Below are 24,753 nucleotides of genomic sequence, written 5' to 3'. Positions count from 1 at the left end.
CAGACGGACCAATCTTATCCCTAAGTAAAGAAAGGAAGTTTGGATGACTGCTGAAGAGATCATCGCCTTGCTGGGTCTCGAACCGCACCCCGAGGGGGGCCACTACAGGCAAACCTGGATCGCCGAGACAGAGGATGGCAAGCGCCCGGCGGGCACCTGTATCTACTTCCTGCTGAGGGCCGGCGAACGCAGTCATTGGCATCATGTCGACAGTGCCGAGATCTGGCACCACTACGCCGGGGCCCCGGTCCTGCTTCGCATCTCGGAAACCGACGACGGCCCGGCCCGGCAGATCACCCTGGGCAAGGACCTGGCGAAGGGAGAGCGCCCGCAGGGCATCGTGCCGCCGCATCATTGGCAGGCCGCCGAGGCCGTGGGTGACTGGGCCCTCGTCGGCTGCACCGTCTCGCCCGCGTTCAACTTCGACGGCTTCGTGCTGGCGCCCGACGGTTTCGACATCCCCTCCGCCTGAGGCCCCTCCCCGTCTTCCGCGATTTTTTTCGGCCGGCCCGCATTTTTCGCGCCAGAGGCGAAACTCTCCCGCAGTCCCTACGTACCTTCACCGAGTTCTCCGCGGGACGGTGTGTGTGTACCGGTCCTGTTGTGTGGGTGTCCCGCGGAGACAGTTGTGTAGTGAGTGGACTGTTTCCCCTCGACGCCCGCCTGGCCGGCGGTCGTTCCCAAGATTGCGTGGCCTGCGCGCCGGTGACGTCCCTCCAGGGGCCCTGCCCCCGCCCGGCGCCTCGGCCGCTCTCTCTACGGTCTTCCGCTGCCCGCTCTCCGGGTCGCGGGGCCGGCGGGAGAAAAAACGACTCTGCGCCACATTTTTTGAAACTTCCCCTAAGCGCCTATCGTATCTGGTCAGAGGCTTTTCGGAGCCTGGGGCAATTGCCCTCCTGCGCGGATCACCGGCCCACCCGGTGGTTCGGTCCGAACGTCGTGGGGTCTGGTCGTGCGCCGCGTCCCTGGCGCATTCCCGACGGCCTGATCCGCGGCTGACGGGTGGCCCTTTTCGCATATTCCCACCACGTTTGCGAAAAGGGCCCGCGGACAAAGGCGGGCCCTTTCGGACAATCAGATCTGACAGTCAGACAGGGGTCAGGGCCACAGCCCCGGATCAGCGCGACGCGCGCAGCGCCGTGACAAGCCCCGCGGTCGAGCCGTCCTTGCCTTCGGTGCCTTCCTTGCCCGCCAGGATCGGCGACAGCTTCACCGCCAGTTCCTTGCCCAGCTCCACGCCCCACTGGTCGTAGGAGTTGATGCCCAGGATGACCCCTTCGACAAAGACCCGATGTTCGTAAAGCGCGACCAGCTGGCCCAGCACGTAGGGCGTCAGCTTGGTATAGAGCAGCGTCGTGGAGGGGCGATTGCCCGGGAAGACCCGGTGCCGCGCCTGGCGGTCCAGCTCGGCCCCCTCCAGCCCCTTCGCCGCCATGATGTCGGTCGCCTCCTTCAGAGAGCGGCCGCGCAGCAGCGCCTCGGACTGGGCAAGGCAATTCGCCGCCAGCAGGTCGTGCTGATGCGCCAGGTCGGGTTCATGCCCCTCGGCGCCCAGCATGAATTCGCAAGGCACCACGCGGGTCCCCTGGTGAATCAGCTGGTAGAAGGCGTGCTGGCCATTGGTGCCCGGCTCGCCCCAGACGACGGGGCCGCTGTCGATGGTCAGGTCGCGCCCCTCCATGTCGACGCGCTTGCCGTTGCTCTCCATCTCCATCTGCTGGAGGTAGGCCGGGAAGCGCGCCAGGCGCTGTTCATAGGGCAGCACGGCGCGGGTGGCATAGCCCAACCCCTGATTGTGCCAGATGCCGGTCAGCGCCAGAAGCACGGCCAAGTTTTCCGCGGCAGGCGCCTCGCGGAAATGCTTGTCCATGGCGTGCCCGCCGGCCAGGAACCCACGGAAATCGGTGGCCCCCACGGCGATCATCAGGGCCAGGCCGATCGGCCCCCACATCGAATAGCGGCCACCAACCCAGTCCTCGAATCCGAAGACCCGGCTGGGGTCGATGCCCCATTCCGCCGTCTTCTCGGCGTTGGAACTGAGCGCGGCAAACTGCGCGCCGGGATCGTCCAGCTTGGCCGCCATCCACTTGCGCGCCGTTTCGGCGTTGGTCATCGTCTCGATGGTGGTGAAGGTCTTGGAGGCGACGATCACCAGCGTCCGCGCCGGGTCCAGCCCCTTCAACACGTCATGGATATGCGCCCCGTCCACGTTCGACACGAAATGGCAGCGCGGCCCGTCGCAATAGGGCTTCAGCGCCAGCTCGGCCATGGCCGGGCCAAGGTCGGAGCCGCCGATGCCGATGTTGACGACATCGCTGATCCGCCCGCCGGCCCCGTGGTAATCGCCCGTGCGCACGGCTTCGGCGAAATCTTCCATCCGGCGCAGGGTGGCCAGCACCCCGGGCATCACGTCCTGCCCGTCGACCTTCACCGGATCCCCGGAGAGGTTGCGCAGCGCGGTGTGCAGGACGGCGCGTCCCTCGGTCTCGTTGATCTTGGCGCCGGTGAACATGGCCTCGCGCTTCTGCTCCAGTCCCGCTGCGTCGCAAAGGGCCAGCAGCGCGTCGCGCACCTCGTCGCAGATGTTCGTCTTCGAATAGTCGAACAGCAGCCCTCCGGCCCGCGCCGAGAAATGGTCGAACCGCGCCGGATCGGCGTCGAAGAGCGACAGGATGGAACGGTCACGATGGCGTTCGGCCAGGGCGGAAATGTCTTGCCACATGGGTCAGGGTCCCGTTGCTGAAATGGAATGGACCGGCGACACGAGGCCCCGGCGGATAAGAAACCCCGGCCGCGCAGGCGACCGGGGCAGGTCAGTCACGGCGCCCAGTGGACCACCGCATTGGGCAGGACGGCGGCAATGGGCGCCTCCTCGGGCTTCTTGCCCTGGGCCTCTTCCAGCACCCGCCGCTTTTCATCGCCCATGATGACCACATGGGTGGACAGCGCACCCTTCAGGTAGCGTGCGGTGATGGTGATGCGCGGCTCGCCCGCCCCCTCGGCCCGCATGGGCAGCAGGATCGGCGCGTCGGGCGCCAGGGCCTCGGCCAGGCGATCGGCACCGGGGAAGAGGCTGGCGGTATGGGCGTCGGTGCCCATGCCCAGCAGAAGCACGTTGATCGGCAGATGCGGGCGCAGCCCCTCCGACAGGGCATCCAGCGCCAGATCGGGTTCCTCGGTCTCGGTGTGCAGCGGCAGCATCGTCGCGCTCGCCGCATGGCCGGTCAGCAGCCGCTTGCGCAGCAGCGCGGTGTTCGAGCGCGGAGAGCTTTCGGGCACCCAGCGTTCGTCGTTCAGCACCACGTCGACCCGGTCCCAGTCCAGCGTGACGGCCGTCAGCGCATCGAAAATCGGCCCAGGCGTGGTTCCGCCGGGCACGCAGAAGGTGACCCGGTCATCGTGGCGCAGCGCGGCGCCCAGTTCCGAGGCCAGCGTGTCCGCCAGGTTCAGCGCCAGTAGGTCGCGGTCGGGATATTCCTTGAATTCCATGAGTTTGCCCCTTTCGGGTCCTCTCCCATTCTGGGCGGCCCGTCTGGGCGCGCCCGGTCTTTCAGTGAGGCCAGAATGCCTCAGGCGCGGATCTCGCGCCAGCGGCGGCCATCGCGGTGCATCAGCGCCAGCGCCTCTTCCGGCCCGGTGGAGCCGCTCTCGTAGGCCACCGGCTTGTCGCCGCGTTCCTCCCAGGAGGCGATCAGCGGGTCGGCCCAGGCCCAGGCGGCCTCGACCTCGTCGCCGCGCATGAACAGCGTCTGGTTGCCGCGGATCACGTCCATGATCAGACGCTCGTAGGCATCCGGCACATCCTCGGCATCGGGACCAAGCGCCTCGGCGAAGGTCATGTCGAGGGGCACATCGACCAGACGCATGCCGCCCGGCCCCGGTTCCTTGATGGTGACGAAAAGATCCATCCCCTCGTTCGGCTGCAGCCGGATGGTCAGCACGTTGCGGTGCCGCCCGGCATCTGCGCCGAAGATCGAATGCGGCGTTTCCTTGAAGACCACGGCGATCTCGGAACTGCGCGCCTTCAGGCGCTTGCCGGTGCGCAGGTAGATCGGCGTTCCGGCCCATCTCCAGTTTGACACGCGCAGCTTCATCGCGATGAAGCTCTCGGTCTTGCTGTCGGCGTTCTCGACATGCTCCAGGTAGCCGGGCTCGTCGGCACCGGCGGCGAGGTACTGGCCTCGCACCACGTCCTGCAGGGGCACCTGTTCCAGCGCGCGGATCACCTTCAGCTTCTCGTCGCGCACCGCGTCGTGGTCGAACTTCGCCGGCGGCTCCATCGCGATGAGGCACAGCAGCTGCATCAGGTGGTTCTGTACCATGTCCCGCATCGCGCCGGACTTGTCGTAGTATTCGCCACGCCCGCCAACGCCCACGGTTTCGGCCACGGTGATCTGGATGTGGTCGACGTATTGCGCATTCCACAGCGGCTCGAACAGCATGTTGCCGAACCGCACGGCCATCAGGTTCTGCACCGTTTCCTTGCCCAGGTAATGGTCGATCCGGTAGATCTGGCTTTCGTCGAAATGCGCCGCCAGATCGGCATTCAGCGCCTTGGCCGAGGCCAGGTCGTGGCCGAAGGGCTTTTCCACCACGATCCGGGTCTGGTCATCGGCGATGCCATGGGTGTGCAGCCGTTCCGCAAGCGCGCCGAAGAGGCTGGGCGCGACGGAGAAGTAGAAGGCGCGGACGCGGCCCGGCGACATCAGCGCCGCCAGATCCTGCCAGCCGGCGTCGCCCAGGGCGTCGACCTGGACGTATTCCAGCCGCTCCAGAAACTCCGCCCGCATCTCGGGCGTACCGCTTTTGGGATCGAACTCGGCGATGGCGTCGGCGACCATCTGGCGGAATTCCTCGGTCGAATGTTCCGACCGGGCGGCGCCGATGATGCGGCTGTTGTCTTCCATCTGGCCCGAGCAGAAGCGGCGATAGAGACCCGGCAGGATCTTGCGCCGGGCCAGATCGCCGGTGCCGCCGAAGATGACGAGGTCGAAGGGGTCGACGGGAATCACGCGCGAGACCATCGGGGTTCCTTTCCGCTTGGCTGTCCTCCGCCAGGCCGGGCCACGGCGGTTCGCCTGTTGCTGTGCGGGGCCTTGGCCCCTTGCGTCTCTGCCGGCCCGCAGGCCGATGCCGCATTGCGGCGCTTTCGTTCAGTCGCAGCATAGCAGAGAACCCGTGGCCGACAATGGGGGATGTTAGCGGTAACTCAGCCCACGGCCGTCCCTTGCCGCTGCGATCACGCCGGCGTCCGCGCGGGCGTCGACGGACGCGATATCTCACCTCCGCCGACGGCCATCCGCACCCCCGTCGTGCCTTCGCAGGAGGTCGGCAGCCCGTGCAGCACCCGCGCGGCGAGGAAGGCAAAGGCCTGCGCCTCCAGCATGTCACCGTCAAAGCCTGCGTCCTCGACCGGGCGCACGGGACAATCCAGCGACACCGCCAGCATTTCCATCAGCACCGGGTTCAGCCGCCCGCCCCCGGTGACCAGAAGCTGCGCCGGCGGTTCCGGCAGATGCTCCATCCCGCGCAGGACCGAGGCCGCGCAGATCGCGGTCAGCGTGGCGGCGGCATCGGCGTCCGACAGCCCGGCCACCAGCCCGGGCAGATCCCCGAACTGGTTCCGATCCAGGGACTTGGGCGGAATGCGGTAGAAATACCGATTGTCTAGGAAGGCCTCCAGCGTGCCCTCGGCCACGGAGCCTTGTGCCGCCAGCGCCCCGTCGCGGTCGAAGGGCTGGCCCCGGCGCGCCTGCATCAGGTCGTTCAGCGGCGCATTCGCGGGCCCCGTGTCAAAGGACAGCAGCGCCCCGGGCGCCTCGGGCTGCGCGAGGCGCGGATCGGCCCAAGTGATGTTGCCCACGCCGCCCAGGTTCAGGAAGGCCACCGGCGCCGCGGCCCCCATGTGGCGGGCCAGCGCATGGTGATAGAAGGGCGCCAGCGGCGCGCCCTCCCCGCCCAGCTGAACATCGGCGGAGCGGAAATCCCAGACCACCGGCACGCCCAGCCGGTCGGCCAGTGTCGCCCCGTCGCCGGTTTGGAAGGTACCGCGCCCGCGCGGTTCATGCGCCAGGGTCTGACCGTGGAAGCCCACCAGGTCGATGTCGTCGAACTGCGCCAGAAGATCGGCATGGGCCTCCAGCACCACCTGCTGCGCGGCCTCGATGCGCGGATCCGGGTCAGGCCCGGGCCAGAGGCCAAGCGCGTCCGCCAGCGTGGCGCGTTCAGCGTCGCTGTAGGGGCGGTAGGCGGAGGGCCCGAAGGCGCGGATCACCTGCCCGTCCGTCTCCACCACTGCGGCATCGACCCCGTCGAGCGAGGTGCCCGACATGGCCCCCAGGACACGAAGCACGGGCTTGTCGGTGGTGTGGCGCGTCATGGTCTTTCCCTTGGCTCCTGTGGCGACTATAGAGTGCCGCGCAAACCCCAGAGGGACAAGAGTGATGACATACACCCCCAAATCCGACTTCCTCAACGTGATGCAGGAACGCGGCTTCGTGGCCGATTGCACGGATTATCAGGGCCTCGACGAGGCGCTGATCAGCGGGGTGGTGCCGGGCTATATCGGCTACGACGCCACCGCGGCGTCGCTGCATGTCGGGCACCTGATGAACATCATGATGCTGCGCTGGTTCCAGAAACTGGGCGGCAAGCCGATCACCCTGATGGGCGGCGGCACGACCAAGGTGGGCGATCCCTCCTTCCGCAGCGATGAACGCCCCCTGCTGGGCCCCGACCAGATCCAGGCCAACATCGACGGCATGGGCCAGGTCTTCGCCCGCTACCTCGACTACGGCGAAGGCGACAACGGCGCCTTGATGCTCAACAACGCCGAATGGCTGGACGGGCTGAACTACCTGGAATTCCTGCGCGACATCGGCCGGCATTTCAGCGTCAACCGCATGCTGTCCTTCGAGTCGGTGAAATCCCGGCTGGACCGCGAACAATCGCTGTCCTTCCTGGAATTCAACTACATGATCCTGCAGGCTTACGACTTCCTGGAGCTGAACCGGCGCTACGGCTGTCTGGTGCAGATGGGTGGCTCGGACCAGTGGGGCAACATCGTCAACGGCATCGACCTGACCCGCCGCGTGCTGGATCACGAGATCTACGGGCTGACCACGCCGCTGCTGGCCACCTCGGACGGCAAGAAGATGGGCAAGAGCGCCAATGGGGCCATCTGGCTCAACGGCGAGATGCTCAGCCCGTATGAGTTCTGGCAATTCTGGCGCAACACCACCGACGCCGACGTCGGCCGCTTTGCCAAGCTCTACACCGAGCTGCCGGTCGAGGAATGCGAGCGCCTGGGTGCCCTCGGCGGGTCGGAGATCAACGAAGCCAAGGTGATCTTGGCCAACGAGGTGACCGCCCTTCTGCACGGGCGTGAGGCCGCCGAGACGGCGGAGGCCACCGCGCGCGAGGTCTTCGAGAAGGGCGGCGTGGGCGGCGACCTGCCGACGCTGGAGTTGACGGCCGCGGAAGTGGGCGACGGCATCTCCGTGGCCCAGCTGATCGTGCGCTCGGGCCTGGCCAAGACAGGCAAGGAAGCGAAGCGCCTGATCGCCGACAATGGCGCGAAGATCGACGACGCGCCGCTGACCGATGCGGGCCTCATGCTGGACGCTGCCGCGCTGGCCTCTCCGGTGAAGCTGTCGGCGGGCAAGAAACGTCACGCGCTGGTGAAACTGGCCGACTGATCCGACCCGCAGTTTCTTTCGAAGATCAACGGACGGGCCCCACGGGGCCCGTTTGCTTGTTGGCCCTACCCGCGCGCCCTGTCCCGTCGCCCAAACGGCGAAAAGCAGTGAGAATTTCCCGCAGATCCCCCTTCAAATTCACCTGCCACCGTCCTATATCTGCATTGTCGCTTCGGCGACTATGGGCATAAACGCGCATGTAATAAGCGGATCGGACCCGGGGGCGGTACCCGGCGGCTCCACCAAACATCCCTTGTTGGGGGATCATGGGGCCGAAATAGGATCGACGAACGTGTAAAGATGTAGCTTTGTCCCGGTGAGATACCACCGTTATCGGTTCACTAAGTACAATTGCCAACAACAATCGTGCTCCGGTTGCCGTTGCTGCGTAAGCAGTAACAAGACCGAAATCTAAGTCCTTGCGCCTAGCAGTGTAAGGCGGGGTTCGCAGGTACCTGGCAACAGAAACCTGCACTTTCCTTTCCCCTCCTCCGATGCCAAGCCGCCGTCCGTTCGGGCGGCTTTTTGTTTGATCGCGGCGTGGCACGCATTTCGACCTCGCGGGGGCACGGGAAAGCCTGTATCAGCCCCCTCATGAGCGCCGCATTCGAGATATTCCTGCAAGGCACGCCGGGGCTGGAAGAGGCCCTGGCCGAGGAGGCCCGGGCCACCGGGTTCGCAAAGGCCGAAGCCGTCCCCGGCGGTGCGACTTTGCAAGGCCAGTGGACCACCGTCTGGCGGGCCAACCTGAAACTGCGCGGCGCGGGTGCCGTTCTGGCGCGCATCGGCGGCTTCCCGGCCAGCCACCTGTCGCAGCTCGACAAGCGGTCGCGCGCCTTCCCTTGGGGCGACGTGCTGCGCCCCGGGGTGCCGGTGAAGGTCGAGATGTCGACCTCCGCAAAGTCGAAGATCTACCACGCGGGCGCAGCCCAGGAACGGATCGAACGGGCGCTGAGCGAGAGCTTTGGAGCCACCATCGACCCCGAGGCCACCGTGGTCCTCAAGACCCGCATCCAGCGCGACTACGTCCAGTTCAGCGTCGACACCAGCGGCGAGAGCCTGCACAAGCGCGGACACAAGCCCGCCGTTGGCAAGGCGCCGATGCGCGAGACACTGGCCGCGCTGTTCCTGCGCCAGGCCGGGTTCACCGGCGAAGAACCGGTGCTGGATCCGATGTGCGGCTCCGGCACCTTTCTGATCGAGGCGGGCGAGATGGCCGCGGGTCTCTGGCCCGGGCGCGACCGCCGCTTTGCCTTCGAGGATCTCGCCACATTCAAGCCCGACCTCTACGCCCGCATCCGTTCCGAGGCGCCACAGCCGCGCCCGCTGGAAGAGCTGCCAGGTCTTTTCGGCTCGGACCGCAATGCCGGCGCCATCGAGATGGCAGGCCGCAATGCCGAGGCCGCGGGGCTGGGCGGTGCGGTGACCCTCGCGCACCGGGCCGTGTCGGACCTCGAACGCCCCGCCGGCCCGCCGGGCCTGGTGATCGTCAATCCGCCCTACGGCGCCCGGATCGGGGATCGCAAGCAGCTCTTCTCGCTCTACGGGCGTCTGGGCGCGGTGCTGAAGGAGCGGTTCGGCGGCTGGCGTGCCGCCATCGTCACCTCCGACGGCGGGCTGGCACGCGCGACCGGCCTGCCCATCCTGCCCCCCGGCCCGCCCGTCGCCCATGGCGGGCTAACGGTGAAGCTCTACCAGACCGCCGCCCTGCGCTGAGCCGCGCATCGCGCGTCATCAAAGCTTGGCTTGACCCAGCCGACGGCGCCCGCGACAGTCGCCCGGCTGAAGCGAAGAGGTGCCCATGCCGAGCGATCCCCGCGCGCCTGCCTGGCGCGAACTGTTCCAGGCCTTCGGGCGTATCGGCGTGATGAGTTTCGGCGGCCCCGCGGCGCAGATCTCGGTCATGCATGGGGAACTGGTGGACCGCCGCCGCTGGCTGAGCGAGGACAGCTTCCTCGGCGCGCTGAGTTTCTGCATGCTGCTGCCCGGGCCGGAGGCCATGCAGCTGGCGACCTATTCCGGCTGGCGTCTACGGGGCGTCGCGGGCGGTCTGATGGCGGGCCTGCTGTTCGTGCTGCCGGGCGCCGCCGTCGTGGCCGCCCTGGCCCTGGCCTACGTGCAATGGGGCACGTTGCCGGGGGTGCAGGCGGCCTTCATGGGCATCAAGGCACTGGTGGTGGCTCTGGTGCTGCAGGCGCTCTGGCGGCTGTCGCAGCGGGCGCTTCCAGGCTGGGCCCAGCGGGCCTGGGCGGTGGCCGGGTTCGTCGCGATCTTCGCCCTGGGCGTGCCCTTCCCGCTGCTGATCCTGGTGGCCGCGCTCTGGGGGCTTTGGCGGGGCGGAGCGGCCCGGGCCCAAGCCACACCTGTGCCGCCCACGTCGGGCACCGCGCCCAGCTGGCGCCGTAGCCTGGTCACCGCCACGCTCTGGGCCGTGGCCTGGCTGGCGCCCGTCCTTCTGCTGCGGCTCAGCGGCGCCACCTTCCTCGCCGATCTCGGCGCCTTTTTCGCGCGTCTTGCGGTGCTCAGTTTCGGTGGGGCTTATGCGCTGCTGGCCTGGATGGCACAGGTCACCGTGGACCAGCATGGCTGGCTCACGCCGGGCCAGATGATCGACGCCCTCGGGCTGGCCGAAACCACGCCCGGGCCGCTGATCCTGGTGACGCAGTTCGTGGCCATGGTGGCGGGCGCCGTCCGTGCCGGGCCGGAGCTGGGGCTGGCCGCCGGAGCGCTGACCCTCTGGGTGACCTTCGTTCCCTGCTTCCTCTTCATCTTCGTGCTGGCGCCGCATGTCGAACGCCTGCTGGCTCTGCCCCGGCTGAAAGCCGCGCTGGCCGCCGTGACCGCCGCCGTGGTCGGCGTCATCGCCTCTCTGGCGCTGTGGTTCACGCTGCACGTCCTGTTCGACACGATCCGCGGGGCGGGCGCACCGCCGCTGCCGGTCTGGGAGAGCTTCCAGCCCCTCGCCGCCGCCTTGGTGGCCCTGGCCCTGGCGCTGGTCTTCATCCTGCGCACCGGGCTTCTGACGAACCTTGTCGCGATGGCTGCCCTGGGACTTGCCGCAGTGCAGCTTGGCCTGTGACAACTCCCCGGCCGGCCGCCGTCGCCGGTTACAGAGAATCTTCCCGCATCACCTTCCGTTTTGCTTCGAATCCCCTATGCTCAGCCGAAACTGAGCCCCCGGAAGACAGACATGGCCCAATCTATCGACTACGGAAATCTGATGCACCGCGCCATGCGCAGCCTGATCCAGGATGTGCTGAGCGACGTTGCCGCCAACGGACTGCCGGGCGCCCATCATTTCTTCATCACCTTCGACACGACCCATGAGGACGTGGATCTGGCCGCCTGGCTGCGCGACCGCTACCCCACCGAGATGACGGTGGTGATGCAGCACTGGTTCGAGGACCTGGAGGTCAACGACGAGGGCTTTGCCGTCACGTTGAACTTCGGTGACAGCCCGGAGCGGATGTTCATCCCCTACGACGCCATCGAAACCTTCGTCGATCCCTCGGTCGAGTTCGGCCTGCGGTTCGAGACCCAGGGCCAGGACGATGAGGACGAGGATGACGACGAGCCCACGCCGCCCGACGCCCCCAATGAGGGCGAGGACAGTGACGCCGCGGATGGAGCCGACGAGAAGACCGGCAAGGAGGCCGACGTCGTCAGCCTGGACGCCTTCCGCAAGTGAGCTGACAGCGCCTCTTTCAGGGCGCGCCGCATCCGCCCCCGACAGACTTCGAGACAGCCTCGGCAGACCCTGCCCGGGCTGTTTTCGTTACAGGTGTGGCGCAAGACGCTTGCCCCGCCCGCAGGATGCGGCCCGAATTGTGCCCGGGCGCTGGCGCCGTGTAACAGCGGGCCAAGCGTCCGGTGAATTTTTTGTAAATGCAAAGTATCAGGCTTGTCCGGAGACGACCGGCTTGCCAAACCATCTGCGAACGGCAGGCATTCAAGGGGACAGACCGGTGGCCAGCGACTTCGCAGTATTTCTCGGACAGATGATGCGCAAACCCAAGGAAGTGTCGGCGATCGCGCCCTCTTCCGCCGCAGTAGCGCGCATGATGACCGACGGTGTCGAGACCGTCGAGGGGCCGATCCTGGAAATCGGGCCGGGCACCGGCTCCTTCACCAAGGTCCTGCTGGAACGCGGCATCGCGCCCGAACGCCTGATCCTGATGGAGCTGAACGCCCGCTTCTGCGAGGAGCTGCGGCAGCGGTTCCCGGGGGTCCGGGTGCTGAACCAGCCCGCGCAGCAGATCGGCAGCATCGGGGTGGAGAACCTCGGGTGCGTGATCTCCGGCGTGCCGGTCCTGGCGCGTCCGCAGATCCAGCGCGAGGTGGTGGGCAACGCCTTCAAGGTGATGGCGCCCGACGGGGTCTTCGTCCAGATCACCTACAGCCCGAACGCCCCGATCCCGGAGGATGTGCAGGCCGAGATGGGCATCACCGCCCGCAAGCGCGGCACCGTCTGGGCCAACCTGCCCCCGGCGCGCGTCTTCGAATTCCGCAGCCGCCCGAACTGAGGGCGTCGCGATTTAACGGACCAAGCACACACGGAAAAGGCCGCGTCCCCTGGGGGCGCGGCCTTCTGCCATCCTGGATCCTCGCCGCGGCTCAGACGCGCACGGCGCCGCGTACCTCCGTGTAGGGCATGTCGCGATAGCGGTCGATCAGGCGGCGGAAACCGTCCATCAGCTCGATCACCGAGGTCTCCGCCCGGCGCGAGATCGCCAGGATCTGCACGCCGTATTCCACCGGCACCTCTGGCCCCTCAGGGACGATCTTGCGGAAGATCAGCGAGGTGCGCGGCGCCCCATCAAGGCCCGCGCCCGGTTCCACCCGCATCAGCGCCATTCCGACCTCCGGGTCGACGCCGGTAACGTGAGCCAGGGTCCAGCCCCCCTCGCCAGGGTCCGGCGCCACACGCGCGATCCGGTCCACCAGGCTGCCGCAGGTCTCGCCGTCGAACAGCTGGCGCCAGTCGCGCCCCTCGCTGTTGGGCAACTCCGTGCGGGCCTGTTCCAACACGTCGGTCTCATGGCTGCGCACAACGCGGAACTCCTCCGGCGCGGTGCCGAAACGCAGGAGCCCCTTCTCGTTCTTCTCGAAATCCCCGGCGAGGTAGTAGAGGTATTCTCCCTTGGGCCGGGACTCCCAGAGGATGTGCTCATAGGTGGGCGGCGTCTCGGACTCCGCCGGCTCCTCCACCCAGAGCGGCAGCGACAGGGCCAGGCTCTGCCCCTTGGTCTCCAGGTGGACGACCGGGTGCTGGGCTAGGGCAGTCTTCGGGTTGACCGTGGGGGTGACCTGCCGCGCGCGCGGCCCCGGATCCTGCCCCGCACCGAACAGCTTCTTCCAGAACCCGGCCATGATCGCACCTCTTGATCGTTCAAACCTGGGACTAGAAATGCACCGATGACCGCGGGCTTCAAGGCGGATCGCGCGGCGCCGCCCGCCCCTCTCGCCACGAAGCTGCGCGCCGGGCGGCATACGACGGTGCACAAATGCACCCCTGCGCCGTCCACGTTAGCGGGAACGGCATTGAAACTGGGCCACTTTGCGGTAAACCGGGCGCGACGTTCCTTTTGGGAGATCTGAAATGTCGCAGACCCGCACCGAAACCGACAGCTTCGGCCCGCTCGAAGTTCCCGCAGACAAGTACTGGGGCGCCCAGACGCAGCGGTCGATCATGAATTTCCCCATTGGCTGGGAAAAGCAGCCGGTTCCGATCATCCGCGCGCTCGGCGTGATCAAGAAGGCCTGCGCCATGGCCAACAAGGAGCTGGGCAACATGGACGCCGAGATCGCCGATGCGATCATCGCCGCCGCCGGTGAGGTGATCGAGGGCAAGTTCGACGACAACTTCCCGCTGGTGGTCTGGCAGACCGGCTCGGGCACCCAGTCGAACATGAACTCGAACGAGGTGATCTCGAACCGCGCGATCGAGATGCTGGGCGGCGAGATGGGGTCGAAATCCCCCGTCCACCCGAATGACCACTGCAACATGGGCCAGTCGTCCAACGACACCTTCCCGACCGCCATGCACGTCGGCATCGCCATGTCCGCCCGCGACACCCTGCTGCCGGGCCTGCGCAAGCTGCACGCGGCGCTGGAGCAGAAGTCGGAAGACTTCAAGGACATCATCAAGATCGGCCGGACCCACACCCAGGACGCCACCCCCCTGACCCTGGGCCAGGAATTCGGCGGCTACGCCCATCAGGTGGCCAAGGGCATCGAACGGGTCGAAGCCGCGCTTGGCGACATCTACGAACTGGCCCAGGGCGGCACCGCCGTCGGCACCGGGCTGAACACGAAGAAGGGCTGGGCCGAAATGGTCGCCGCCAACATGGCGGAAATCACCGACCTGCCCTTCGTCACCGCGCCGAACAAGTTCGAGGCGCTGGCCGGCCATGACGCCATGGTCATGTTCTCCGGCGCGCTGAAGACGGTCGCGGCCTCGCTGTTCAAGATCGCCAACGACATCCGCCTGCTGGGCTCCGGCCCGCGCTGCGGCCTGGGTGAGCTGATCCTGCCGGAGAACGAGCCGGGCTCCTCGATCATGCCGGGCAAGGTGAACCCCACCCAGGCCGAGGCGCTGACCATGGTCTGCGCCCACGTCATGGGCAACGACGCCGCCGTCGGTTTCGCCGGCAGCCAGGGTCACTTCGAGCTGAACGTCTACAACCCGATGATGTCCTACAACGTGCTGCAGTCGATGCAGCTTCTGGGCGACAGCGCCTCGGCCTTCACCGACAACATGGTGGCGGGCATCCAGGCCAACGAGCCGCGCATCGAAAAGCTGCTGCATGAAAGCCTGATGCTGGTGACCGCGCTGGCACCGACCATCGGCTACGACAATGCCACCAAGGTCGCCAAGACCGCGCACAAGAACGGCACCACGCTGAAGGAAGAGGCCATCGCCCTTGGCTTCGTCGACGAGAAGACCTTCGACGAGGTGGTGCGCCCGGAGAAGATGATCGGTCCGAAGGACTGACCCGCCAGATCGGCAGGACGAACGAAAGGGGCGCAGCCATAGGGCCGCGCCCCTTTTGCATGCCCTGATGGTGATGAAGGACAGGCGAGGAGGTCGCCACCCGTGGGGCTTCTGGACGGGCCCGTTCTGGCGCTCTGAGGGCGCTTGCCCCGCCCCCCGGGCGCTGGCACTATGGCCCCATGTCGAACGTCACCAACCTCAACCGCTTCCGCAAGGAGAAGGCCCGCGCCGAGAAACGCGCGCGGGGCGATGAAAACGCGGTGAAGTTTGGGCGGACCGGCGCGCAGAAGGCGGCGGAGAAAACCGAGGCCGACACGGCCCGCCGTCACCTCGACGGGCACCGCCGCGACGAGGACACCCCCGAGGCATGAGCGGTCGCCCCGTCAAACGCTCGCTGACGCTGCGCGGGCACCGTACCTCCGTCTCGCTGGAAGATGAGTTCTGGGCCGAGTTCCGGCGCCTCGCCGAGGCGAAGGGGTGCCCGATCAACCAGCTGGCCGCCGAGATCGACGCAGAGCGCGGGCTGGAGCTGGGCCTGGCCTCGGCCATCCGCCTTTACGTTCTGCGCGCGCTGAAGCGCGAGGCGGCTGCACTGGACACCAACGGATGATCGCCGTCTTGGTGCTGGCCGCCGGCGCCTCTCGCCGGATGCGCGGGCGCGACAAGCTGCTGGAAGACGTCGACGGGGAACCTCTGCTCAGGCGGCAGCTGCGCCGTGCGCTGGAGGCCGGCATCGGCCCTGTGCTGGTGACGCTGCCCGGCCTAGAGCATCCACGCGCCAGCACCCTGGACGGGCTGCACGTGACGCCAGTGCCGGTGCGCGACGCGGACGAAGGCATGGGCGCCTCGATCCGGACAGGCGTGGCCGCCCTGCCCCCGGACCTGGGTGGCGTGATGATCCTGCCCGCCGACATGCCTGATCTGACGGCAGAGGATTTGCGCAGCGTGGCCAGCCACCTGACAGGCGACCCCACCCCCATCCTGCGCGGCGCCAGCGGCGAGACGCCCGGCCACCCGGTGCTTTTCCCGGCGGACCTGTTCCCGGCCCTTGAAACGCTTGGCGGCGACCGCGGGGCCGCCCCCGTGATCGCCGCCAATATCTCTCGACTGACGCTGGTGCCCCTACCCGGGGCCCATGCGCTTACCGACCTCGATGCTCCCGAGGCATGGGCAGAATGGCGCCGCCAGCGGGGCGGCTGACGATCCCGCCCTCGGCGCGCAGCACCTCGGCCTCATGTTTTTTCAGGCTGCGGCGCGCGGCGCTGAACCCGCTCAGGGCACGCGGCGCGGCCAGTTCGGGGAAGAGATAGTGGATCTCGGCGCGCTGCGCGTGGTCCAGCGTCTTCATCGAATAGTCGCCGGGCTGGAAGCTCTCGGACCAAGCGCCATTGGCCAGGATCACCTCGTGCTGGTCAAACAGCAGGTGCAGGTAGGTCACCTTGCGATTGTTCAGCCGCTCGACGCCCGGCATACCCACCAGGTCCTTCGCCGCCACCAGAACCTCGCTCTCCTCGTAGAGGAGCGACGCACGATCCGAGCGGATCAGCATGCGGTGCTGCGGGCTGACCACCAGGTCAGAATGCGGCAGGCCCTGGCCCAGGGCACCGGCACGCACCAGAACGGGCTGAAGATGCGGCATCGTCGCCAGGTCCTTCGGGCTGAGGTCACGGCGGCCGATCCAGCGCAACTCCTGCATGCCGTTGTCGCGGGTGATGACCCGGTCGCCCTCGCGCAGTTGTTCCACCGGGATCTCACCACGCATGGTGGCGATCAGCGACCCCGGGGCGAAACAGATCGCGCCCGGCGGCTCGGTGGTTATTTCCTCGATGTCCTTGTAATAGATCCGGCCCAGTTCCCGCCCGTCGCCGGTCTTCAGCAGGACTGTTCCGTCTTCGCCGTGATTGCTGACGTTGGAATAGATCAACTGCAGGCCGGGATAGCGCGCCTTCAGCTCCGACAGGTCGAGGATGTCATGATCTGTATCGCAATGGTCACGGCCACCGTAGACGTAGAGATTGTTCAGATTGCCGTCATCCGCGATCACGGTAAAGAGGTCATCCCCGGATCCGCCGTAGAGCCTATCCTGGTTGCCGTTGGAGCGCAGCGTATCGTTGCCTTCGCCGCCGTAGAGCGTGTCGGTCGAGCGGTTCCAGGCGGTATCGCCGGCCTCCAGGAAGTCATCGCCGGACTCGCCATAGATCGTGTCCTGGCCCTGGCCGCCATAGACGGTGTCGTCGCCTCTCCCGGCCTTGATCAGGTCCTCTCCGTCACCGCCGTCGATGAAATCTTTGCCATCGCCGCCATAGATCGTGTCGCGGCTTTCGCCGCCGTAGATCGTGTCGTTGCCGTCGCCGCCCACGATCAGGTCTTCGCCACCCTCGCCATGAAGCTCGTCGTCGCCCTTGTCGCCTTCGATGAAGTCGCGGCCGTAGCCACCAAAAATGGTGTCGTCGCCACTGTCGCCAATCAGCTTGTCGTCGCCATCGCCGCCGTAGATCTCGTCATGGCCATCGTCGCCGTAGACAGTGTCGTTGCCGGAGCCGGCATAGACCAAGTCGTCGCCGGAGTCCGCGTCGAGCTTGTCGTTGCCGTCGCCGCCGATCAGCGTATCATCGCCATCCTCGGCGTCGATGTAGTCGTGCCCGGTGCCGCCGTCGAGATAATCGTCGCCGCTGTCGCCATACAGGTCGTCATTGCCGTCACCGCCATAGAGGACGTCGTTGCCACGTTTCCCGAAGAGATTGTCGTCCCCCTGGTAGCCGGCGAGCGTATCGTCGCCGCAGCCGCCGTAGAGGTTGTCATCCCGATAGGTGCCGTTGATGCTGTCACCCTTGCCGGATCCGCCGCCATATGTCGTCATCTCGACCTCTCAAACGCCATTTCATGCGCCGACCCCCGATGGATCGACTCGCCGTCCCGAAACTCTGTGCAGGACCGGTGTGTCGACTTGCGTCGACGGCGCCCGGTCACAGCGCCCCCACCGTCTGTTAGCTCACGAAAGCAGGCGCTGACAAACACTTGCTGACGATGTCGCTGCAGGGCGGCGCAATGCGGGTATAGAAACAACATATGTTTCCAGAATGGAAACGAAAGCTCATCCAATGATTGCAGTGCGTGACCGCAAGCTCCACTTTTGCGCAGCCCGACCATGCCCCTGAAGCAACCCACACGGAGCGAGCGCCGCCTGGTGATTCGGAACCACCTCAGATTTAGCTCTGATTTGCCTGAACTGCCGCACAGTTCCGTCGCGATATTGTCGCATTTCGGGAAACACGAGCGCCGGGGCCTCCTGCGATCTTCGCGCCCCTGCGCCGCGACGGGGCCCGGTACGGGCCGTGGTCCCGCACCGCCCGGGGCAGGTTGCGACACCTCAGGGCACTGTCCCCATCCCTGACGGCGATGTCCCGGGCGGCCGACGTCGCCGGGGTCCCCACCCCGGCGACGCACCACGCCTTCCCCGAAGGCGAGGCAGACCTCTCACGGCTCAGCTCAGGGCGAGCAGATCCGCCTCGTGTTTCTTCAGCGTCTTGCGCGCGGCGTGGTAGTCCTCCAGGCCCCTGCGCACCCGCAGGTCCGGGAACAGCTCGAAGATCTCGTTGCGCTGCGCGTTGCCGAGGCCGTCCATCGTCTGGCGACCCGGCTGGAAGGTCTCCGACCAGGCGCCGTCGGACAGGATGACTTCGTGCTGATCGAAGAGGAAGTGCACGTAGGTCGTGCTCTTCGCCGTCAGCCGCTCGATCCCGTCGAGGCCGGTCAGATGCTTGGCCGCCACCAGCACCTCGCGGTCCTCGAAATACAGCGCGGTCTTGTCGTTGTTGATCAGCATCCGGTGGTTCGGGCTGACGACCATGTCGCGTTCCGGCAGGCCGTAGCCAAGCGCGCCCCTGCGGATCAGCACCGGCTGCAGGTGACGGGCCTTCAGCAGCTCTTCGCCCTTCAGGCGGCGACTGCCCTTCCAGCGGATCTGCTGCATGCCGTTGTCGCGGGTGATGACCCGGTCGCCTTCCTGCAGCTCTTCCACTGGAACTTCGCCGCGCGGCGTCGCGATCAGCGTGCCGGGGGTGAAACAGGGCACCACGTTCTCGATGTCGTGGAATTCCGCCGTCCCGGCCAGGGTGCTGTCGGGGTTGTAGAACTCGACGATGCCGTCCTCGCGGTCGGCGGAGGCGTAGTTGATCTTGATATGACCGCCGGGCACGCCGTAGCCACGCAGGTCCAGCGTGTCGTAGTCGTCGCCAGAGCTGCCACCGTCGATGTAGTCGCCGGTGGTCGCGCCCACGATGCTGTCACGGTCGGCGCCGCCGTAGACCTGGTCGGCATCGGCCGAGCCGAAGATCGTGTCGGCGCCGATCCCACCGTAGACCTCATCTTCCTGATCCGAGCCATACAGCAGGTCGTCGCCGCTTTCGCCCAGGATCGTGTCGAGACCGGAGCCGCCGTAGATCTCGTCATTTCCGGCGCCGCCCTCGATCAGGTCGTCGCCCGCATCGCCGGCGATGAAGTCGTTGCCGTCCCCGCCTTCGATACTGTCGCCTGAGGTGCCACCACGGATGCTGTCGTCGCCGGAGCCACCGGAAATCGTGTCGGCCCCCGATCCGCCGATGATCGTGTCGTTGCCGGCACCGCCCTCCAGCGTGTCCTCGCCATTGCCGGCGGTCAGGCTATCGTTGCCGTCACCGCCCGACAGGCTGTCGGCACCCTGGCCGCCATCCAGCACATCGTCGCCTGAGCCGCCGAAGAGCGCATCGGCCTCGTCGCCGCCGTAGAGCGTATCCGCCCCCTGGTTACCGTAGAGCAGATCCTGGCCCGCGCCGCCGGTCAGCTCATCATTGCCGTAGTCGCCAACCAACGTGTCTTCGTCGATGCCACCGTCCAGCACGTCATCGCCTGAGCCGCCGTGCAGCATGTCATCATCGTCACCGCCGAAGACGGTGTCGTTGCCGTGACCCGCATAGACTTCGTCCATGTCGTTTTCCGGCACCGGATCGCTGTCGTCCGGCGCGTTGGGATAGTCCATCCCGCTGGTCTGCGCGCTGGCGTCGATGCTGTCGTCGCCGGAGCCGCCCAGGATCGTGTCCGAGCCATGGCCGCCGAGGATGACATCTGCCCCCTGGCCGCCTTCGACATAGTCGTCGTCGATACCCGCGTTGATGCTGTCTTCGCCGGATCCACCGTAGAGCGCGTCGGCATCATCGCCGGAGATGATCGTGTCATCGCCGATGCCGCCATAGACGGTGTCCTTGCCGTCCGCGGTGTTGGGGTCGGACAGGTTGCCGTCGGCATCATAGGGATTGGGCAGGTTCGGATCGTCGCCCTCATAGTCCGAGAAGGCGTCGACGCCCGCCACCAGGCTGTCATCACCGGAGCCGCCGAAGATCAGATCATTGCCCAGCGTGCCGTCAACGATGCCGTTCAGGCTGCCGTCCACGGTGTCATTGCCGGCGCCGCCGTAGATCTCGTCGTCGTCCAGGCCGCCGTCGATGCTGTCGGCCCCGTCACCTCCGTAGATCGTATCCGAGTCCTCCCCGGTCGAGATCGTGTCGTCGCCCGAGCCGCCTTCGACGTAATCGGTGTCATCCAGCTGTGCATCGCCGGTCTCAAAGGGGATCCCCGGGAAGGTCTCGTGATCGTTGACCTGATCCGCCGATCCGGTGGAGATGCTGTCGTTGCCCGCCCCGCCATAGACGTCGTCGCTGCCCTCGCCCGCGATGACCGTATCGTCGCCGGAGAAGGCCAGCACCACGTCGTCGTCACCGCTGTCGCCGGGCAGGATCGCGTCGTCGGCGTCGATCATGTCGCCATCCGGATCGCCATCATAGCCCGCGTCGATCACGTCGCCACCCGCGGTGCCCTCGACATAGCCGTCAAGCTGCGGATCGGGGTCGGTCAGCACGGTCTCGATGTTCTCGAAGGTCATCGTGCCGGTGACGTTGTCGTCATCATCCAGGAATCTGACGGTGCCCGCCTCGGGGTCGTCATCTTCGTATTCGACCGCCACGTTCAGGCCGCGCAGGTCCAGTGTATCCTCGTCCACGCCGGCCTCGCCACCGTCCACGTCGTCCCCGACCGAACCGCCGACGAAGGTGTCGCGGTCGGCGCCGCCATAGGCCAGGTCCGCGCCGGCGCCGTCGATGATCGTGTCATCGCCCCCCTCGCCGAAGAGCGTGTCTTCGCCGGAGCCGCCGTCGATCACGTCGTCGCCGTCGGACCAATGGGTCTGCGAGCCGCCTTCGTAGTCCGGCGTCACGTCGTAGTAGATGTCGCTGACGGTGATGCCGGTGGTGCCGTGGCCGACCTGCGTATGGGTGATCTCGATCCGCGAAATCGGCCCCGAAATGCTGACGAGGGCGGAATATTGCGCGCTGTCGTCCGAGGCCCCGCCATTGGGCGTGGAGGAGATCAGCGTCTCGGTGCCGCCTGCCCCATCCTCGTCGGTTGCGGTGATCAGCGAGCCTGCGTCGATGTCGATGTCGACCAGGTTGCCCTCGGCGTCATAGGCGCGGATAGTCACCTGCGACAGGTAGTCGATGTCATTGATCCGGAAGGAGACGTCATCGACGTCCTGCGAGAAGTCGAGCTTGTAGGTCGCGCTTTCGCCATTGGCATTCAGGTAGGACGACATCGTGGAATTGCGGTCCACGCCGTTGCCGTCGTCGACGATGCCGTCGATGTTGCCGTTGACCTCGTAATAGGTCGTCTCGGGTGTGCCGGTGGTCTCCTGGGTGAAGGTGACGTTTACCTCGCCCGCGTCCTGATGCAGCGTCCCGTAAAGCGGATCGTTGTGATCAATGCGGCCGCCGCAATAGTCCGGGTCCGGCAGCTTGTCCCATTCAAAGCTCTCGCGTGGGCTGTCCGGCGCCTGGCCACTGTCGCCATAGATGACGTCGTTGCCGCTGTCGCCCGACAGATCATCGTCGCCCCGTCCACCGGAGATCTCGTCATCGCCGGACCCGGCGGACACGCTGTCGTCGCCGGACCCCGCGAATATCTCATCGTCGCCCGCCCCGGCGAGGATGGTGTCGTTGCCGCCCCCAGCCCGCACGATGTCGTCGTCGCCGGTCTCGCCGGGCAGAAGTGCGTCGTTGTTGTCGATGTAGTCGCCATCGGGATCGCCGGAATAGGCCGCGTCGATCATGTCGCCGCCCGCGGTGCCGTCGACGTAGCCATCAGGGGACGTGCCGCCATAGGGATAGCAATCGTCGTCGTGGCCGCCGTACCCGCCGTAATACTTCCCGGTCATGTCGTCACCCTTCCATCGCGTCCGGGACTGGCCCGGCCCGCACCCGGCCCGGTCGACCGGCACACGGCAAACTGTTTCTACCCGAACCATGGAGATGCGCGGCGCGCCGATGTTGATCACCTGACGTGGTCGCCTGGTCCGGCCAAAGCCGGGTCCCGGGCTGATACCCGGTCCTGCATCTCCACGATGCATGCAATTCGAAGGACCGCCCCATGGCCCAGAAAGGTGCCCATCCCAGTCGGGCAAGACAGGTGATACCCCTTCCCCATGGCTCGACAAAGAGAAAAAGAGGCAGCAAAGTGGCGATGAAAAGGCAGGGCGCACGTAGGAAATGCCCCAATTTTGCCGCATTTCATCCGGTCACGATGCGCATTGTTCACCCGCAGTGAGACCGGGACCCCAGCCTAAACACCGCAAAAATAGCAATAATATTAGCTTTCCCGATCAGCGCCTCAGGTGATCTACCACCGATCCGTTTCCGCAACGGAAACATTGACCCAAAGGTCAACGGCCTTATTTGCCCCACATTTCGACCACTTTTATCTGCCCCGGCGCCCGCGTGTCAGGCACTGGCCGATACAAATGCACACCTTTAGCGGGAATTTCCCTCAAATTACAGCGAGCAGCGCGTGATTGGCCGAATCGTCCGAGCCTGGAACACCGCCGCTACCGGGCCGCGTCCTACTCTGCGGCGCGGTGGTGTAGAACGCGACCGATCAGGTTCATCAGGATCTGCGCCGCCAGCGTCGTGGTCGAGCCCGTGGTATCGTAGTCCGGCGCCACTTCGACCAGGTCGATACCGACCACCTCGTTGCGCCGCGCCAGCCCGTCCAGCAGTTCCAGCACCTCGTAGTAGAGGAAGCCCCCGTGGCTGGGCGTGCCGGTGCCGGGCGCGATGGACGGGTCGAAGGCGTCGATGTCTATGGTCAGGTACACCCGCGCGCCTTCCGGCACCCGGCGCAGCACGGCCGCGGTGCCCAGGGCCCGCGCCTGGCGCACCGACAGGATGTCAGAGCCCATGGCGCGGGCGTCGTCATAGCCGTCCTTTGCCGTCGACGAGACGTTGCGGATTCCCAGCTGGGTCAGACCGGTGACATAGGGTTTCTCGGCAGCGCGGCGCATCGGATTGCCGTGGCCATACCGGACCCCGTGGCGTTCATCGACGAAATCCAGGTGGGCGTCGATCTGGACCACGTGGAACGGCTCCTGCCCCTCGAAGGCGTTGATGCAGGGAATACTGATCGAATGGTCTCCGCCGATCACCACCGGCAGCGCCCCGGCCGCCAGGATCCGGCGCACGCCATGTTCGATGTTCTCATGGCTGCGGATGGTATCGGTGTGCACGATGTCCGCATCGCCGATGTCCACCACCGTGACCTTGGCCGGATCGAGGTAGGTGACATCGTCCTCGTGGTCATAGGCCCCGGCATGGCCGAAACTGAACAGCGTCGAGGCCTCGCGCACCCCGCGCGGGCCCATCCGGGCGCCCGCGCGCCACTGGGTGCCGGCATCGAAGGGCGCGCCCATCACGGCCACGTCGGCATCGATCTCGTTCCAGTCCTCGACCAGCGGATACTTCCCGAAGGTGCAGATCCCGACGAAGGGCAGGTTCAACCGCCCCGTCTCATAGCCATGTCGTGCCATCACTTGCCCCCTGTCTGTTGCCGGCAGGCTAGCCGGGGATGCCGACGCGGGTCGAGTCCCCTCCGCGCCGCTTCCGCCTGGCCCCCCCTCATTCCCACTGGACGTCGCCCGATCGCAGCGATAAACCGGAGGCCCGAAGCGATGGCTTCCGGGCCCAAGTGGCGGAATGGTAGACGCAGGGGATTCAAAATCCCCCGCCGCAAGGCGTGCCGGTTCGAGTCCGGCCTTGGGTACCAATGACTTAGCGGAAATCCGGGCGACTCGGATATCACGGGGTCACAGAGTTGGGTCACAGAGTCCCTTTTTATTCTCGTTCTGTTCCGCATCTCAAAAATCTAGCCCGGCCCTGCAAGGGCCTCGGGAAGCGAAGAGCACAAGTGTCGTCCAAGAGAACGCCATTCGATGCAGACGCCTGATGAACACTGCAGAAATCGGCACTATCGTTCCATAGCAGACATTGGCGCCAAACGCAGCGAACGGCCCCAGGCAGCCCTTCTATGACATTCGTCCCTGGCGCAGCATGACGCTAGCCACCGACACGAAGGGCGGGAAGCGGAAGTTCGCTGCATTTGCGAACGGTCCGTTCCCTCAACTGCGTAGCAGACATTCTGACAGGATCATTCCACTGAGCCGAGTGCGATCTACTCATCGGGCGAGCAGCGGTCGCTTTCTACAGCTGTCATGAGGGTCTCAGGTCCGAGAAAGTGGCAATGGAACTCGTTGTCGAATGTCGATTTTTGTGTACACTCGAAAAACGTCACTGACTTGGAGCCTGCGGCCCTCATGAGTAATCCTGTGGTATTAGAAGTGCCTGAAACGATGGCCGCCGAACTTCGTCGCAGTGTGGCAATTGGGCAGATCGTGGAGATCTCAGAGGATGGCAATCACCGTTATTACATCACCGATGCGGTGGTGGATCGAGTCCGCGGTTTGAAAATTGAGATATATGCCAATGAGCATCCGCCGCCTCATTTTCACGTCATCCAGAATGATGGAAGGGCAGTGTTTGCCCTAGACGATTGCCGTATGCTGGAAGCCTCGGGCGACATCAGGAACTTCAGAAAAAACATTGAAGTCTATTACGCTAAGAACCGAAATAAGCTCATTGATTTTTGGAATAACACTCGGCCTGATGGGTGCAGCGTTGGGCCTTTATCAATTTGAGAAAATCAGGATCG

At 66.0% G+C, this 24,753-nt stretch carries 19 protein-coding genes, 1 tRNA gene and 1 other RNA gene; 13 read left to right on the top strand and 8 right to left on the bottom strand.

Translation table 11 applies throughout. From position 1 onward, the window contains the following. Window positions 1–43: 43 nt before the first annotated feature. The gene (locus CVM50_RS12240) at window positions 44–472 is read left to right on the top strand and encodes a cupin domain-containing protein (RefSeq protein ID WP_085886703.1); all 429 of its coding nucleotides are present in this window, start codon (window positions 44–46) and stop codon (window positions 470–472) included. Window positions 473–1,117: 645 nt separating this feature from the next. On the opposite strand, the gene pgi is transcribed toward CVM50_RS12240, so the two are convergent. The 4 genes from pgi to CVM50_RS12220 all read right to left on the bottom strand — a co-directional run bounded on the left by pgi (window position 1,118) and on the right by CVM50_RS12220 (window position 6,379). Next, window positions 1,118–2,722 carry a glucose-6-phosphate isomerase gene (gene pgi / locus CVM50_RS12235; RefSeq protein WP_085886702.1) on the bottom strand — a complete coding sequence of 535 codons (1,605 nt, stop codon included), beginning with the start codon at window positions 2,720–2,722 and terminating at the stop codon, window positions 1,118–1,120. Between the two features lie 95 nt (window positions 2,723–2,817). Then, entirely contained in the window at window positions 2,818–3,489 is a 672-nt protein-coding gene (gene pgl / locus CVM50_RS12230; RefSeq protein ID WP_085886701.1) for a 6-phosphogluconolactonase, read from the bottom strand. 80 nt (window positions 3,490–3,569) lie between these two features. Then, window positions 3,570–5,024 (bottom strand): glucose-6-phosphate dehydrogenase, encoded by a 1,455-nt coding sequence (gene zwf, locus CVM50_RS12225; RefSeq protein ID WP_085886700.1) that lies wholly within the window; start codon window positions 5,022–5,024, stop codon window positions 3,570–3,572. A 215-nt stretch (window positions 5,025–5,239) separates the two neighbouring features. Next, entirely contained in the window at window positions 5,240–6,379 is a 1,140-nt protein-coding gene (locus tag CVM50_RS12220) for an anhydro-N-acetylmuramic acid kinase (RefSeq protein ID WP_085886699.1), read from the bottom strand. Window positions 6,380–6,443: 64 nt separating this feature from the next. Here CVM50_RS12220 and tyrS point away from each other — a divergent pair, with 64 nt between their 5' ends. From tyrS to CVM50_RS12190, 6 genes are all read left to right on the top strand, one after another. Beyond that, window positions 6,444–7,697, top strand: a complete 1,254-nt coding sequence (gene tyrS / locus CVM50_RS12215) for a tyrosine--tRNA ligase (RefSeq protein WP_085886698.1) — start codon at window positions 6,444–6,446, stop codon at window positions 7,695–7,697. A gap of 127 nt (window positions 7,698–7,824) precedes the next feature. Further along, window positions 7,825–8,173, top strand: a transfer-messenger RNA (tmRNA) gene (gene ssrA / locus CVM50_RS12210). 118 nt (window positions 8,174–8,291) lie between these two features. Further along, the gene (locus CVM50_RS12205; protein WP_085886697.1) at window positions 8,292–9,413 is read left to right on the top strand and encodes a THUMP domain-containing class I SAM-dependent RNA methyltransferase; all 1,122 of its coding nucleotides are present in this window, start codon (window positions 8,292–8,294) and stop codon (window positions 9,411–9,413) included. A gap of 85 nt (window positions 9,414–9,498) precedes the next feature. Further along, window positions 9,499–10,776 (top strand): chromate efflux transporter, encoded by a 1,278-nt coding sequence (gene chrA, locus CVM50_RS12200; RefSeq protein ID WP_085886696.1) that lies wholly within the window; start codon window positions 9,499–9,501, stop codon window positions 10,774–10,776. A 111-nt stretch (window positions 10,777–10,887) separates the two neighbouring features. Beyond that, window positions 10,888–11,385 (top strand): SspB family protein, encoded by a 498-nt coding sequence (locus CVM50_RS12195; RefSeq protein ID WP_085886695.1) that lies wholly within the window; start codon window positions 10,888–10,890, stop codon window positions 11,383–11,385. 313 nt (window positions 11,386–11,698) lie between these two features. Beyond that, window positions 11,699–12,220 (top strand): class I SAM-dependent methyltransferase, encoded by a 522-nt coding sequence (locus tag CVM50_RS12190; RefSeq protein ID WP_232618233.1) that lies wholly within the window; start codon window positions 11,699–11,701, stop codon window positions 12,218–12,220. Window positions 12,221–12,311: 91 nt separating this feature from the next. Here CVM50_RS12190 and CVM50_RS12185 read toward each other — a convergent pair whose 3' ends face one another. Continuing rightward, window positions 12,312–13,067 carry a hypothetical protein gene (locus CVM50_RS12185; RefSeq protein WP_085886693.1) on the bottom strand — a complete coding sequence of 252 codons (756 nt, stop codon included), beginning with the start codon at window positions 13,065–13,067 and terminating at the stop codon, window positions 12,312–12,314. A gap of 229 nt (window positions 13,068–13,296) precedes the next feature. Here CVM50_RS12185 and fumC point away from each other — a divergent pair, with 229 nt between their 5' ends. The 4 genes from fumC to CVM50_RS12165 all read left to right on the top strand — a co-directional run bounded on the left by fumC (window position 13,297) and on the right by CVM50_RS12165 (window position 15,891). After that, window positions 13,297–14,691, top strand: coding sequence for a class II fumarate hydratase (gene fumC, locus CVM50_RS12180; protein WP_085886692.1), 1,395 nt, complete (start codon window positions 13,297–13,299; stop codon window positions 14,689–14,691). A 179-nt stretch (window positions 14,692–14,870) separates the two neighbouring features. Next, window positions 14,871–15,062 carry a DUF4169 family protein gene (locus tag CVM50_RS12175; protein ID WP_085886691.1) on the top strand — a complete coding sequence of 64 codons (192 nt, stop codon included), beginning with the start codon at window positions 14,871–14,873 and terminating at the stop codon, window positions 15,060–15,062. After that, window positions 15,059–15,301 carry a ribbon-helix-helix domain-containing protein gene (locus CVM50_RS12170; protein WP_085886690.1) on the top strand — a complete coding sequence of 81 codons (243 nt, stop codon included), beginning with the start codon at window positions 15,059–15,061 and terminating at the stop codon, window positions 15,299–15,301. Before CVM50_RS12175 ends, CVM50_RS12170 begins: the two co-directional genes overlap by 4 nt. Further along, a complete protein-coding gene (locus tag CVM50_RS12165) occupies window positions 15,298–15,891 on the top strand; it encodes a nucleotidyltransferase family protein (protein ID WP_085886689.1) in 594 nt (197 codons plus the stop codon). The genes CVM50_RS12170 and CVM50_RS12165 overlap by 4 nt, the downstream gene beginning before the upstream one ends. Here the strand turns inward: CVM50_RS12165 and CVM50_RS12160 are convergent. The 3 genes from CVM50_RS12160 to speB form a co-directional block, all read right to left on the bottom strand. After that, on the bottom strand, window positions 15,833–17,551 hold the full coding sequence (locus CVM50_RS12160) for a Hint domain-containing protein (RefSeq protein ID WP_085886688.1): 1,719 nt from the start codon (window positions 17,549–17,551) through the stop codon (window positions 15,833–15,835). The genes CVM50_RS12165 and CVM50_RS12160 overlap by 59 nt on opposite strands. Window positions 17,552–18,175: 624 nt before the next feature. Next, entirely contained in the window at window positions 18,176–21,931 is a 3,756-nt protein-coding gene (locus CVM50_RS12155; RefSeq protein WP_085886687.1) for a Hint domain-containing protein, read from the bottom strand. 681 nt (window positions 21,932–22,612) lie between these two features. Next, on the bottom strand, window positions 22,613–23,575 hold the full coding sequence (gene speB, locus CVM50_RS12150; RefSeq protein ID WP_085886686.1) for an agmatinase: 963 nt from the start codon (window positions 23,573–23,575) through the stop codon (window positions 22,613–22,615). A gap of 152 nt (window positions 23,576–23,727) precedes the next feature. Here speB and CVM50_RS12145 point away from each other — a divergent pair. Further along, a tRNA-Leu gene (locus CVM50_RS12145) sits at window positions 23,728–23,811 on the top strand. A 547-nt stretch (window positions 23,812–24,358) separates the two neighbouring features. Continuing rightward, window positions 24,359–24,739, top strand: coding sequence for a DUF4160 domain-containing protein (locus tag CVM50_RS12140; RefSeq protein ID WP_157792181.1), 381 nt, complete (start codon window positions 24,359–24,361; stop codon window positions 24,737–24,739). The last annotated feature ends 14 nt before the right edge of the window (window positions 24,740–24,753 follow it).

Source organism: Pseudooceanicola marinus (assembly GCF_002786295.1).
GTDB classification, from domain to species: Bacteria; Pseudomonadota; Alphaproteobacteria; order Rhodobacterales; family Rhodobacteraceae; genus Pseudooceanicola; species Pseudooceanicola marinus.
This window is presented reverse-complemented; position numbering and strand designations above follow the sequence as displayed.